Below are 14,535 nucleotides of genomic sequence, written 5' to 3'. Positions count from 1 at the left end.
TTGCGATAATAACGTCACAACATACAACTAATAACAAACAACAATGAGTGACGATAAAAAAGTAATTTTCGCAATGTCTGGTCTCACAAAGACCTTTCCTGGAGCAAATACTCCAGTTTTAAAAAATATATATTTAAGTTTTTTTTATGGAGCTAAAATCGGGATTCTCGGTCTCAATGGTTCTGGTAAATCTACACTTTTAAAAATCATAGCAGGAGTTGATAAAAACTATCAAGGAGATGTGGTTTTTCAGCCAGGTTATACGGTTGGTTATTTAGAACAAGAGCCACAATTAGATGACGATAAAACCGTAATGGAAATAGTGAGAGAAGGAGCTGCAGAAACTGTTGCCATTCTCGATGAATATAATAGTATCAATGACCAATTTGGTTTAGAGGAAGTTTATAGCGATGCCGATAAAATGGAAAAGCTAATGAACCGTCAAGCAGAATTGCAAGATCAAATTGATGCTGCAGGAGCATGGGAATTAGATACAAAGCTCGAGATTGCTATGGATGCTTTAAGAACTCCAGATGGCGATAAGAAAATTGGTGTCCTTTCTGGTGGTGAACGTCGTCGTGTAGCGTTATGTCGTTTATTATTACAAGAACCAGATGTATTATTATTAGATGAGCCCACTAACCACTTGGATGCAGAATCTGTACATTGGTTAGAGCATCATTTAGCACAATATAAAGGAACTGTTATTGCTGTTACACACGATAGATATTTCTTGGATAATGTGGCTGGTTGGATTTTAGAACTTGATAGAGGAGAAGGTATTCCATGGAAAGGAAACTACTCGTCATGGTTAGATCAAAAATCTACGCGTATGGCTCAAGAAAGCAAAACAGCTTCTAAGCGTCAAAAAACTTTAGAACGTGAGCTAGATTGGGTACGTCAAGGAGCAAAAGGTCGTCAAACAAAGCAAAAAGCACGTTTGAAGAATTATGATAAATTAATGAGTCAAGATCAAAAGCAACTCGATGAAAAGCTTGAAATCTATATTCCTAATGGTCCTCGATTAGGAACTAATGTTATTGAAGCTGTAGGTGTTGCCAAAGGTTATGAAGATAAATTATTATATGATGATTTAAATTTCAACTTACCTCAAGCAGGTATTGTTGGTGTTATTGGACCAAATGGTGCAGGTAAAACTACAATATTCAGAATGATAATGGGTGAGGAAGCACCTGATAAAGGAGAGTTTAAAGTTGGTGAAACTGCAAAGATTGCGTACGTTGATCAAAAGCACTCTAACATTGATCCAGAAAAAACAATTTGGCAAAATTTTAGCGACGAGCAAGAGTTGGTTATGATGGGAGGAAAGGAAGTTAATTCTAGAGCCTATTTAAGTCGATTTAATTTCTCAGGTGGTGAGCAAAATAAGAAGGTGAAACTACTTTCTGGAGGTGAACGTAACCGTCTACACTTGGCTATGACATTAAAAGAAGAAGGTAATGTATTACTTTTAGATGAGCCAACTAATGATTTAGATGTTAACACCTTAAGAGCATTAGAAGAAGGTTTGGAAAACTTCGCAGGTTGTGCTGTAGTGATTAGTCACGATAGATGGTTCTTGGATAGAATCTGTACACATATTTTAGCTTTTGAAGGAGACTCACAAGTCTATTTCTTTGAAGGTGGCTTTAGTGAATACGAAGAAAATAAGAAGAAACGTCTAGGTGGAGATTTAATGCCAAAACGAATTAAGTATAGAAAATTAGTAAGATAATTTTAAATACATTTAAACAAAAAAAGAGCCAGCAAATTGCTGGCTCTTTTTTTGTAATATAGCTTCGACTATTTATCTTCTAATCGTTTTATTTTCGCTTTTAGTTTTCTTGATTTCAAATATAACAAAACCCATAAAATGGTCATTGTTATAAAACCAATGGATAGTATACTAATTACTTGTTCGGTTGAGTTAGTCAATATTGTAAAATTTAAATTCAAGAATTAATTATCACCATAAAGATGACCACTGTGTATATCTTCACCAGCATCTTCATAATCTTTATAGGCATTTGTTTGCATTAACTTTTTGTTTTCAGCCTTTAATTTATACATCTTAATGATTGCAATTAAAATAAAAACGAGAAAAATAGTTGCTACAGCTATCAAGATCAATGTAAGTTGTGCAGTCGTCACAATTATAGCCTTTGAAAACAGGTTAATAAACATCATTTTTCGTTCTAGATTTGGGTTCTATAATGCTAATATATAAAAAAAGGCAATGTTAAATGCTTAATATTAAATAATTTACAAACTTTTAATGAACAATGCTATCGATTAACTGTGTTAAAAATCCGTTAAACCACAGTGTTTTTAAGGAAAACAAGCGATTGTTAAATCTTTAAAAAAAATCACTTTTTTATAAATACTTGTAACAATTATAAACAAAATGCTACATATATTTTAGTAACTAAAGTTTTTGTAGTCCTAAAAAATTACCGAAATTGCTTAACAGAATATTGTTCAACTTTAATAACACTACACCATATGCCTGAGGATTTTGATTTATTAGAAACCAACTCACAAGAAAAAGCTGAAAAAGTCGATGTAAATTGGGGAAAAGCGATTGACCAAATGAAGTCAAAGCTTGCTCAAGAAGATGACCCAGAAAGTCGTCAGAAAATACTAAACGCAACGTTAGATAATGTTGTGGATATGGCTGAAAAAGACAGATCTACACTATTAGATGCCATTAAAGACTTAACGGATTACCAAGATGAAGTTGGTATTATGTTCGAAGGTTTTTCTGCCTTAAATGGTGCTGAACAAAAAATCATTGATGATGCGATTAAACGTTTAGAACGTGCTAAAGTTGAACTCGAAGATGCCAATAATAAACCAGATACGTGGTGGAATAATCTTTGGGGACGTAAAAGCAAAATTAAAGATGCCGAAGCAGAACTTAAGAATGCTCAAAAAACACGTGATGCTGCAGATAATGAAGCAAAAGCGATGTTTCAGCAACGCATAGAAACTGCAGATGTTCAAACTTTATTAAACGAACTATCATTTAAGAGTCAGGCGGCAATCAAACGTTTAAAGGATAGAGAAATTGAGATTAAGGAAGTTGAAGAAAGTCTTAAAACAGCTATTGTAGAAGCTTCTAACAATCATACAAAAGCACTTCAAAAGAAAAAAGAAGTAGAAGATAAGCTAGAGACGGAATATGCTTTATTAAAACAAGCACGTCAAGCTTTAGAAGAAGTAGCAGATAAGCAATCAACAGATTATTCTGATGCTTTAAGTAAAGTAACCACTTTAGAACAAAAAGTTGAAGAATTAGAAGGTCTTAAAAATGCGTACACAACGTTAGCGGCTTCTAAAGATAGTTTTGTGCACAAGCATAACCTTACGATTAAAGTATTAACCTCTTTACGTAGTAATTTACAAACCCATCGTGCCAAATTAAAATCTGATACTGATGAGCGTCTTAAATATTACGATGGTTATGTTGTGGCTTTAAAAGCACGTACAGATCAAGAATTTGCGGCGATCTTAGAACATTTAGGTGTTAAAACCGATGAGCATATTGGAGAAACTTTAGCGGCAATGCATACGGCAAGTGCTCGTGCACGTCAAGAAATGATGGATAATATTCCAGTGCACGAAAAAGTTATGCAGGGCGTTTACGGAAGTTATGCTGAAGCTTTAAGTGAGATTCGGGAAAAGGATAAGTCTATTCAAAAGAATTTTGCTGAGCGCTATGGTATCGATATGAAAGAAATTTTTGAAGATTACTACGCAGCAGATGCAAATGCACCAACTGGTGATGGAGGAGGAGAGCCAGCAGGTGAACCAAAGCCAGATGCTGGAGATGATGATTTGTTAGGATAATTAAATGATGGCGTGTCCTACTTTTGCTTTTATTGACAAAAGTAGGTCAGGCTTTCTACTATATTTTTTTTTAGAAAAAAAAGGATGCCGTTTCAACCCTTAATACAAAAAAAACAATTTTTACTTATTTTCATTTAGTTATAGCTAAGTGTTTCAATGGAAGACTTTTTAAGAAGAATAAAATTAATTGATACTTTCTCGACTACCTTGAATGTTTCTAGGTCTGAATTTATTTCAGCTTTACGTCATAATATAGATGAAGGGGATATAGACGGTGTTTTTTCAGGCGCTTTTGAAGCTTTTACTTCGAGTAAAAATCGATATATAGGCTCTGTAGATTATCATAGTTTTAGAATTAGATTAAGAAAACGTGCTTTTCAAAGAAACTTTAGAACAATCGCATCTGGAGAACTAAAAGAAGAAGGAGATTTCTTAGTAATTAACACCAAAATCAATGCTTGGAGAAATGATTTATATGTCCTTATGGCTTTTATGGTGATATTCTATTTGTCTTTATTTACTTTTTTAATATGGAAAGGTTTTTTGAACAATTTGGGTTTCGGAATTTTTATTATGATGTTAATAATAATGCATGCTTTCTTTGTATTTGTCGTCCCATTTTTAGTGTTGCAAAAAAGTGTTAGAATGATGAAAATAGAGTTAGAAAGAGAATTTCATTATATAATAAGTAAATCTAGTTCCCTTAAATGATAGTTACACCTTTAGACTCAGCAATATTAGATTCCAAAGAACAGTATGTGTTCTATCACAAAATGATAGACTTCGCTCTAAAAGAACTTATTGTTGCTGTTCAACAAAAACAAATTCTGAGCCAACAAGAAGTGCTTCTATTTAAACAATACAGTGATTTATTATTGTATTCTATTGAAGCCATGCGTGTAAAATATATGTATGACGATGAAGAAAACATGAAGGTGGATTTAACCGATTCTAGTTTTCCTAATTATTTAGAATTCCGCTATTTATTTAATGATCTTGCCTTACGTGAAGATTATTTAGGTAAACTCACAGATGTAGATACTCTAAAAGAAGAATTTCTAGATACATTAATGCGAAAGAAAGAACCTATTACTAAGCGTAAGCTTTTTCAAGCAGCATCAATAGTATATTACACTTCAGCAAAGAAAGAATATATCTTTAATCGTTTTGTTCAAGGTAAAATTATAGCAGCACCAGAAGGTTCTGTGGCGGAGTATCTGGTAAGTTGGAGCTTTTATGATGTATCTCATAATAGGCCATTTATATGCTACATGTATTTTGATTACGACGGAAAAGATCCGTTAAAAGATCGAAGTGAAATTTATAGCGCTTTAAAAACTATTGCAGATAGAGAAATGTCATTAGACACCATGGCTTATGGCATTGATAAACGATTGCCAAAACTATTACCAAAGCTTATTAAACGTGTGGATTTAGGTCCAATTCATAATGTGTTTGCTAAAGACGAAAATAAAGTGACGCATGCGATTTTACAGAGTATAGCAAATAAAGAAATTCCGTTAGAATCCTATGCTATTTCATTTAAAATAGATGAATTACAATCCGGAAGTGAATTTAAAGAAGGTGGTTTTTTTAATAAACAAACCTACCAACGATGGGATGCGATGTTCAGACAGCGATATATTTTTGCACCACATAGAATTATACAAATGCTATACAATAAAACACCTGAAATTATGAATAAGTTGGCCCAAAGTCCTATTCAAATTTCGGAATTAAAAATCAATGCATAAAAGTAACTTTTCATAAAAAATAAATAACTACCTGTGAGCGCTTTAAGAAAACCAATTCCATTAATTAATGTGAATAAAAAATTTATTCTCTATACTAATGCAAAATGTGGTGGTACTACTTTAAAAACTTGGTTTGTTGATTCTTTAGATTTAGAGAATACCTTTTCTAATACAAACCAAATGCTTAAAAACTATGGCTTTAAATTTGGTTTTAAATGGTATAAGTCTCGCTTCTTAAATCATGATTTAGATAGAATAAAATCAACTAATTCACTCTTAAGGAAATTTATTAAGATTTATAGGAAATGTACACAAGATAAAATTAGTAATCACCTTAGAGATTCTTCATTTTATAAAATAGCAGTGATAAGAAACCCTTACGATCGTTTGGTTAGTAGCTTTGTTGATGAGTTTTGCAAAGAAGATCTTCACAGAGGTTGGGTACAAGATGTTTTAAAAGAACTCAACTCCAAGGATTCTGATGGGAATTATCAAATAACATTTTCTCAATTTGTTGATTATTTACTGAAAAAAGATTTAAGCGAGGCAAATCCACATTGGAGACATCAAACTTATATTTTAAAAGATGTTGAACTTAATGAGGTTATTCATTTAAAAGATTTGTCCGCCAAATTACCAGAACTTAGTAAAAAGTTAGGGGTTGAAACTAGTATAAATTTTTCGAAACCTAGACAGTCTAATAGTTATGCTAAAGATAAAAACTCTGAAGCCTTAAAGGAAGTCTATGATATAACTAATAATGATTTAATTGCAAATTATGAAGCCAATGGTATTTTCCCAAATAAAAAGATGTTTTATACCGACACTATAAAACAGAAAGTACATTCAATCTATAAAGAGGACTTTGAGTTTTTTAACTTTAACTAATGGCTTTTAATTTTTAATACGATTCAAGTATAATTTTGAATTATAAATAATATTATGGAACACAATTCAACATTCCCAATAAAACAAAATGAATTAGATATGCTTCGCGACGAAGCAACAACGTATCTTAAATCAATCCAATGGGAGCAAAGTCAACGTGCTAAAAACAAAGATAGTGATGCTAAAGATGAATCCATTTTATTGTATTTATCTAGAGCCAATAATGGAAGTAACGTTAATGTTACATCCGTTTCTAAAACGATATTGGCTTTAAAAAAGCGTTTATTACCAGAATCAGTAGCTCTGCCTATTTATTTAAATCAGACGTTGTACGCTGTTCAAGAAGGAATGACGTTGGGCATCTGGATTAAAGATTCGTATTATGATGCTTCAGGTTTATCGAGTTTAAGCGAGAATAAATCAGCCCTAGATAATTCAGGAAGACGCGAGTACGAAAGTAAAATGCACACATCAACAGCGTTTATGTTATTTGCGACGGCTTATAAAATTTTGCACGATTTAAAACCACATGCTTCTGATGATTTATCTGTGATGAAGCAAAAGTTTGCAGGTATTCCGGAAGTGTCGTTATTAACACCTTTAAAAGGAATTTCTTGTCAGTTGTTTTATTACGACAAATATTTAGGGCATCCTGAAATCATTAAATCAGACAAAGATGTTATCGATTTTACAGTGGTTTATTTTGAAGCTTTAATAGATGAAATTCAATTACGTAAAAGCAATTTAGAATATACAGAATCTATTGTAGATAGAACCTATAAATTAGAAAACTCGGACTTTGCTGTTTCAGGTTGGGAGAATGCTTTTTCAGGAAGTGCAAAAAGTATTGAATTCAATAAAATACAGTTCGAACAAATTGTAGGAAATAAAGATGCTAAGCATTTTGGTCGTCGTTTAACAGAGCGTTTGTTGAGTTATGATATTGAAGCCAAGAAGAATCCGTTTCAAGAATTAGGTGGATTTATGCCAGTATTTATGGGCTACGGAATTCCAGGAACAGGTAAAAGTATGCTTATTGCTGCTATTGCAACTAGACTAAAAGAACATTCCGATAATCTCGATATTCCGTTTTTATTCCATCCCATGCCAGATACGTTAATATCTACTTTTCAAGGTGGTTCTGCCGAAAAAATGGTAGAGTGGATGAAGCCTTTACAAGACCCTACTAAATTGATTTTTGCACCAATTGATGATGCCGAAAATAATTTACAAGAACGTACCGCACAAGGTGTTTCTGCAGGTGTAAAAGAAGTGATTGGTGTATTTTTAAGATATACAGAAGGAGCTTATGCTGTAAATTACGGTAACAGTTCTATTGGTTTATTTACCAATTTACCTGAAATGTTAGATAAGGCCGTAATCTCTAGAGTTCAAGGTCGATTTAAAATTGATGGAGCACGCTCCGAGCACGATTTTGTGGATCAAGATTATATTTGGTGGAAAAAGTTGCAAGACACCATGCCAGATTTTGTAAACATGAATGATCCTGAAGTCTATAAATATTTATCAGATCAAGGTTTAGCAAAGACAATGGGTGATATTCTAAATACTATAGAAAAACCAAGTGAAGCACGTGTTCACGATACATTTGAGAAGGTTGAAAAACTACATCAGAATAACGATCACATGTTCTATGCTGCATTGTATAAAGAGATTCAGAAAATATTTCCGTTTTTCTCTTCAAGAGATGTACGAAATATTCAATCTGCCATTTCATTACGATTAACCGATTTTGATTTAGAAAAAGATTGGTTTGACAATCCTGAAACGTATTTTAAAAAGGATTATGACACGAAGTTTAATATGCTTCAAGAGTTAATGAAATCGAATATGAAAGGTTTAAACTTTTCAGATATAAGACGACAAGAAGTGATTCGTTATTTGGATAATGTAGCAACGATAGCTGATACAGACTTTAAACGAAAAGTAGATTCTAGAGTGAATCAGATGAATATTGAAACAGAGGCGCGAGAGCAATTTGGGAAATAAATTTAAAAGTTAAACAGTGTAAAGTAAAACGTGTGTCGTGTTTGTCATTTCGACAGAGCGAGGCAATAGCGACGAGGAATCTCATGAACAACCTAAAAAACATAACAAAAACAACTCTTTCTCACGATTGGGCAAAATTAGATCGCATAGATTACGATTATCAATTCAGTAATGGAAAATGGAAACGTTTATCACGCGAATGTTATAATCGTGGGAATGGTGCAGCCATATTGTTATATAATCCTGAAAAACAAACGGTAATTTTAACCAAACAATTCCGAATGCCATCTTATGAGAATAATCCAGAAGAAGGTATGTCTATTGAAGCTTGTGCTGGAGCCATTGATAATAACGATGAGCCTTTAGAAACAATAATTAGAGAAACGGAAGAAGAAGTAGGTTACAAAATAAGTAATGCAAAACAAGTACTCACAGCTTATACATCACCAGGAGCGTTGACAGAGAAAATGTTTTTGTTTGTAGCAGAATATAACGATGCACAAAAAATTAATGATGGTGGTGGCTTAGAAAGTGAAGATGAAGAAATAGAAGTTTTAGAGTTGTCATTTTCTAAAGCTATAGAAATGATGAATAACGAAACCATTATTGATGCAAAAACAATTATGTTGTTGCAGTATGCACATATAAATAATTTGTTAGATTAAGATGCAAAAATTAAAGCAAGCCAACCTATATAGAAGTGATCTTATTCCCATAAGCGGAAAACTCGTTGAGCGTTATAACAAGTGCTTAAAAACCTTAGGTTTTTCAGAAACCAAGTTGACGTCGTTTTTTATTGATGGCATTGGGTGGAGTCCAGATATTGCAGAAGAAAAGAACAATATGCATTACCTTAATCATGGAGATGCAAATCCAAATGGCATTATTATTACTCCGTTACAAAAAGGAAAGCCTGTGTATTTACCGTTTCATTCTTTTGATAGAGAAATGATGCAATATGTATTTAGAACCCATGGTCAAAAAATTAATGATATTACCAGAGATTCTGCTATTTGTATCGATTTTGATCAAGATATAGATGTCTTTTATGAGCCTTTAGATGTTTTAAAATATGATAAAGTTAATATCACATTCAAGCTTATTGATAACTTAGAACAGGTTCAAAAAGAGCAATTAAGACTGGTTGATAAATTTAATACAGGCAATAATTTTATAGATGAAGGTATTCATCAACAATTACTAGATTCAGCAAAAACTTATGGGGATTTAAGAGATCGGGATCTAAGCTTGCATCCCTTACAATTTGCAACAGATTCATTTTATACAAGAGCGTTTGATGGTGTGTATTTGCTTCGCGATTTCATAAAACCAATTGTCATTTTTGAAAGTAGAGAACATTATAAGGAAGCTATAAAAGATACGATTCACGATGTTTTGATTTATCATATTGAGCAACCAGAACTCATCGATAAGTTAAAAGATCATATCATTATTGAGTGCGATTTAGAGCAGATAATAAAAACACCAAACTACGATCGCGTTAAAAAGTATGAATTAGCACAGTTTTTAAAAGAAACTGAACATCCAATTGCAGCCATTTTGAATGATAAAGTGTTATTCAAGAGTTACTTAAACAAAATAGACATCAAGGCCAGAAAGCAGGTAATGAGTGTTGAAATATATCTCGAAAAATTAGAACGCAGTAATGCCTATAAAATTGAAGATATTGTAGATCAAGATTTTTATTTCGCGTTGCATCAACCTCATTCGTCGTTATCGGCTAGACATCGCGATTTAATTCATAAGTTACTCATTAATATTGAACCAAAAGATGTATTATTCTTGTATTGGTACGATAAAGAGCAGTTTTATATTAATTATTTGACTTGGGAAGATTCCTTTAAAGATTGGGTAATTGAGCGGATTCGTAACAATATATAGAGGGTTGTAAGTTGGAAGCTTGAAGCACGAAGTTTGTTACAGGAAAATATTAAATTTATTCTAAAATTTGTAGTTATGAAATTTAAATTTGAAGGACTCTTAATTTGGCAAAAAGGAATGGATTTAGGCGAAAGCATGAATGAATTAGCTGATACTTTTCCTCAGAAAGAAATTTATAATTTATCTTCACAAGTGCGAAGAGCATCAGATTCTGTGGCTTTAAATATTTCTGAAGGATCAATTTTACAATCTGGACCTGAGTATAGAAAATTTCTCGGATATTCTATTCGTTCAGTTGCAGAAGTTGTAACTTGTTTACATAAAGCCAAAAGAAGAAAATATATAGATGAAACAACTTTTGAAAAATATTATAAAGACTGTTTCGACATAATGAACATGACAATTGCATTTAGAAATAAGATTAAATAAAAACTAAAATTTTAATTAAAGTAGTAAGTAAACTTCATGCTTCAAGCTTCGTGCTTCGTGCTTAGTTGCTTCCAACTTCTAACTTTTACAACCATGGGAATTGAACTCGTCATTTTTATAGCTGCTATTTTATTCGGAATCTTTCTGTACTGGAGAGAATCGAATAGTAATAATGTCTATCGCTTTTTAAATAAAATTGTGAATAGCAAAGAGCTACAAATGAGTCCAGATAATCCAAAAGGATTTGTTTACAAACAATCACTTTTGCCACGTATTATTTTTGTGGTAAGCTTGGTTTTAGTTTCCGCTTTAATTGTAGAGTTTTTAACACCGATTGCTGTTTTTAGCAGTTATAATGGCGTTTCGGCTTTTGCATCTTTTGCAGTTGGAACGCTCATAGGAACCTATGTGGCTGGTTTTGTCATTAAGTCCACTGAAGTTATCGAAGAACAAAGCGAATCTTTAGAAGACAAATTTGATGATGTCGTGGATAAAGGAAAAGATTTTATTGAAGACTTAAGAACTAAAGAACCAAAAGTGGTTGAGGAAGCTAAAAAAGAAATTGAAAGAGAGCCTGAAGTTGAGAAGCAAAGTGCAAGAGATCGTTTGAAAGATAAAGGATTGATGTAATCCTAAATGTCATACTGAGCGCAGTCGAAGTATCTCATTAACATTTAAATATTTATAATAATAAAGAATAGATTGCCACAGCTGACAAAAAAGTCAACTTCGCAATGATAAATAATTACCATGATAAAATCATATTGGAACAAAGGAGGTAAACAAAAACGAATCACAGTCTTCGTTATATTACTATTATTAGTGTTGTTGTTCTTTTTTAGGGACGATTATCAACCTGTTTTGCTATTTCTACGAAAGTATATTTTCGTTTTATTAGTTAGTGCATTAGTATTATTTTTCGGTTTACGAAAATTCAGAAATTCCGCTAAAGTAGGAAGTCGACTTGGAGTTTTAGCCTTACTCATTATCTTCTTTGGGGCATTGTATGTTGTGGGTTGGCATTATAAAATGTACGACTACATGAAAACATATAATGTATTCAATAGCCTTAACAAGGTTGAAATAGACGAATTGCCATTAACACAAAACGAGCGTATTCAACCTTTAAGAAACATCTTTTCAATGGCCAATGAAAGTGTAGGAGAAACTAAAGATGTATCCTTACCGCATTTAGTAAGAGTTGATGGTCAGAATAAATGGACCATGGCCATTCAACCTAGTGAAAAGTACGTTATGCAACGTATTAGTGATAATACGGAAGAAGTGTTTTCGGTAAGTAGTACCACACCATTTCCTCGATTTTCTAACGAGAATCGTATTGATGTGACCTTTTCAATTGGTGAATCATTAAAATTTAGTAGGAACACGTACAATGCCGTTGTGCAGCGTTTTAATCCTTGGATGTTGTTCAATCATGAACCTAGTGATACGTTTTACATGAAGAATGATAAAAACGAATGGGTTCAGGTCGTAAGTCTAATTAAATGGAAAGGTTTCTTTTTTCCGTATCCAAGTTTTGGTGGTGTGATGATTATAGAAAATGGAGAACACGATTTTAATGATTATATGGAGCGTATCTTAATTGGAAAAGGAACGTATGTAAGTCCTGATGACATAAAGAATTATCCGTTTTTAATGAAGCAAAATACCTTATCTGAAAAGGTGTCTCAACTTGAGGCCGAATCTTTAAAATTCTTAGGTGGCTTTAGTGATCCATTACCTTGGAACATGAAAACGGCTGTTAAAATTCCTGTGATGCCAAAAGATCAGAATCAACAACCTTATGTTACTGATTTTAATTTTTCGGGTTCTAATAGTGATGCTTACAATGGCTTATATCATTGGTTTGGACTAGAGCCAGTAGGAGATGAGCGCACCAGTTTAAGTTATAGTGTGTTTGTGCCTGCTGATGGAACTGACAAATTATATTATTATGATCATGCTACTCGAAAGCAAGGTTATGCAGGTGTTTCTGCGATGCCATTAAAAGTAAAAGAATCTAAAAAAGAATACGATTGGACAGCAAGTACACCAGTAGAATTTAGACCTTATATTAAAGATATTGCAGGAAGAAAACGTATGTTTTTCTTAGGAACGATATCTTCTATCAGTTCAACAGATGCACAGCAATTTGATGGTTCTGCAACACCAGATTTGGTCTTGATTGATAGTGAATACAGAGATGTCATTTGGATAGATGTAAAACATCCAAGTACTTGGGATCAAGAAGTTTATAATCAATTAAATGAAGCTTGGAGATCTAGTGAAGGTATTGGGTATTTTTATAATGAAAAGCCAAAAGATGAAGATATTGTGGAACAAGAAATAGATTCGTTAATGCGTATTCCAAAGGTTGAAGATAATACGGATAAGATTAATGCTTTGCAGCGTCAGCTGGATTCGTTGAAGGCTGTTGGCATTTAGAATGAAATGGTTTAAACCGGTATATATAGTATTCATTTTTGTTACCATTATATTTTTAACGTTCTTAGTTAATAGTCTTAAAGTATTTCTAATTATCTACAACTTTGAAGATTTAGCTACAACTTTTTGGATTCTAACATATAAGAGCGTTTTTACAAGTTTTTGCATTGCTTTGTTTCCGATGTTTGCAGTGTTTTTTAAACATAAAATCAGCTGGTTTACGATCTTATTATATTTTTATTTTTTAGCAGCATTTCTATTTTATATTCTTGCTTATTATTTAACACTAAATAGTTCTTTAAACATTGAAGATTCACTAATAATCATAGGTGCTTTTAGTATACCAATGATTTCAATTTATATTCTGAATAGAGCAGATACATTTTTAAAAGTGTATGCTATTAAAAGGGAAAAGCTAAGTCTTTATAACTTGATAGCATTTATTCTAGGTTGTGGTATAAGTGTAATTGTGTATATTATGCACAATCGTGGATATTATGATATATTCTAACCATTAAATCATCGATAAAAAAAATGCTATTTTCATTTTTTAATAAATCATCAAAAGAAGAACGGTTTTGGAATTGGGTTTTAAAAAATAAAACAAAACTTGAATCTTTTATTCATTCCGACTTTGAAGATTATACCGTTTATAATGGATTGAGCAACGCACTTAAAAAGTACAATCTATTATTGTTTCCTGAGATGACACTTTCTGAAAACAAAGTAGTTCTTATCATTACACCAGATGGTATGAAGGACGGGGTTCTTCCAACGCAAAAACTTTATGACTCCAAACCAAATTTAGACAATTGGATTGTTAAAAAATTTAGGCATCCAAATGACGAGATAGGGTTAAATTTTGACGGTGTAGAATATCCCAGTTCAGATATAACAATACGAACACAACTTAATGAGGAGGAAGAGAAAGTTGATTTAGAGGTTTATATTAAAAACATGAATTCGTATCCAAATAAGTCTAAGACATTAGCTTTTTTATATCTCGATCATATTTTAGGCGAGTTTAATACAATTACTAAAGTTGGATCCATTGATTTTAAACATTGGAATGATGAACTGCGTATTGATGACGGTATTTCAATTTTAGAGCTGAGAAAATTGATAGAAAAGGAATTGTATTAATAACTAATTATAGACCTGTTAGGTTTTAATAACCTGACAGGTCTTTTTATGTTTTTACATCATAATATTGTAACAAAACCTTCAGATTTCAGACCTATACTATAAAGACAATAGT

General features: G+C 32.3%; 13 protein-coding genes. 12 read left to right on the top strand and 1 reads right to left on the bottom strand.

Translation table 11 applies throughout. The features are described 5' to 3' along the window. Positions 1 to 43 precede the first annotated feature (43 nt). Complete coding sequence (gene ettA, locus HM992_RS13595; protein WP_178985514.1) at positions 44 to 1,735, top strand: energy-dependent translational throttle protein EttA; 1,692 nt, start codon at positions 44 to 46, stop codon at positions 1,733 to 1,735. A 224-nt stretch (positions 1,736 to 1,959) separates the two neighbouring features. Here the strand turns inward: ettA and HM992_RS13590 are convergent, their stop codons facing one another. Continuing rightward, complete coding sequence (locus HM992_RS13590) at positions 1,960 to 2,187, bottom strand: hypothetical protein (protein ID WP_178985513.1); 228 nt, start codon at positions 2,185 to 2,187, stop codon at positions 1,960 to 1,962. Between the two features lie 315 nt (positions 2,188 to 2,502). Here HM992_RS13590 and HM992_RS13585 point away from each other — a divergent pair, with 315 nt between their 5' ends. The 11 genes from HM992_RS13585 (at position 2,503) to HM992_RS13535 (ending at position 14,420) form a co-directional block, all read left to right on the top strand. Continuing rightward, entirely contained in the window at positions 2,503 to 3,849 is a 1,347-nt protein-coding gene (locus HM992_RS13585; RefSeq protein WP_179320061.1) for a coiled-coil domain-containing protein, read from the top strand. Between the two features lie 156 nt (positions 3,850 to 4,005). Continuing rightward, the gene (locus HM992_RS13580; RefSeq protein ID WP_178985511.1) at positions 4,006 to 4,560 is read left to right on the top strand and encodes a hypothetical protein; all 555 of its coding nucleotides are present in this window, start codon (positions 4,006 to 4,008) and stop codon (positions 4,558 to 4,560) included. Then, the gene (locus HM992_RS13575; protein WP_178985510.1) at positions 4,557 to 5,603 is read left to right on the top strand and encodes a hypothetical protein; all 1,047 of its coding nucleotides are present in this window, start codon (positions 4,557 to 4,559) and stop codon (positions 5,601 to 5,603) included. Before HM992_RS13580 ends, HM992_RS13575 begins: the two co-directional genes overlap by 4 nt. A gap of 33 nt (positions 5,604 to 5,636) precedes the next feature. Next, entirely contained in the window at positions 5,637 to 6,491 is an 855-nt protein-coding gene (locus tag HM992_RS13570) for a sulfotransferase family 2 domain-containing protein (protein ID WP_179320060.1), read from the top strand. Positions 6,492 to 6,545: 54 nt separating this feature from the next. Continuing rightward, positions 6,546 to 8,501: an AAA family ATPase gene (locus HM992_RS13565; protein ID WP_179320059.1), complete on the top strand. Its 1,956-nt coding sequence runs from the start codon at positions 6,546 to 6,548 to the stop codon at positions 8,499 to 8,501. Positions 8,502 to 8,584: 83 nt separating this feature from the next. After that, a complete protein-coding gene (locus HM992_RS13560) occupies positions 8,585 to 9,166 on the top strand; it encodes an NUDIX domain-containing protein (protein WP_179320058.1) in 582 nt (193 codons plus the stop codon). A 1-nt stretch (position 9,167) separates the two neighbouring features. After that, positions 9,168 to 10,403, top strand: coding sequence for a DUF6638 family protein (locus HM992_RS13555; RefSeq protein ID WP_179320057.1), 1,236 nt, complete (start codon positions 9,168 to 9,170; stop codon positions 10,401 to 10,403). A 75-nt stretch (positions 10,404 to 10,478) separates the two neighbouring features. Next, positions 10,479 to 10,832 (top strand): four helix bundle protein, encoded by a 354-nt coding sequence (locus tag HM992_RS13550; protein ID WP_179320056.1) that lies wholly within the window; start codon positions 10,479 to 10,481, stop codon positions 10,830 to 10,832. Between the two features lie 93 nt (positions 10,833 to 10,925). Further along, positions 10,926 to 11,462 carry a hypothetical protein gene (locus tag HM992_RS13545; RefSeq protein WP_179320055.1) on the top strand — a complete coding sequence of 179 codons (537 nt, stop codon included), beginning with the start codon at positions 10,926 to 10,928 and terminating at the stop codon, positions 11,460 to 11,462. A 120-nt stretch (positions 11,463 to 11,582) separates the two neighbouring features. Continuing rightward, positions 11,583 to 13,277, top strand: coding sequence for a hypothetical protein (locus tag HM992_RS13540; RefSeq protein WP_179320054.1), 1,695 nt, complete (start codon positions 11,583 to 11,585; stop codon positions 13,275 to 13,277). Positions 13,278 to 13,811: 534 nt separating this feature from the next. Continuing rightward, a complete protein-coding gene (locus HM992_RS13535) occupies positions 13,812 to 14,420 on the top strand; it encodes a hypothetical protein (RefSeq protein WP_179320053.1) in 609 nt (202 codons plus the stop codon). Positions 14,421 to 14,535: the final 115 nt, after the last annotated feature.

This window comes from Winogradskyella helgolandensis (assembly GCF_013404085.1).
In the GTDB taxonomy this organism is placed as follows: domain Bacteria; phylum Bacteroidota; class Bacteroidia; order Flavobacteriales; family Flavobacteriaceae; genus Winogradskyella; species Winogradskyella helgolandensis.
The sequence above is the reverse complement of the archived record's forward strand: the minus strand, read 5'-3'. Positions and strand labels throughout refer to the sequence as shown.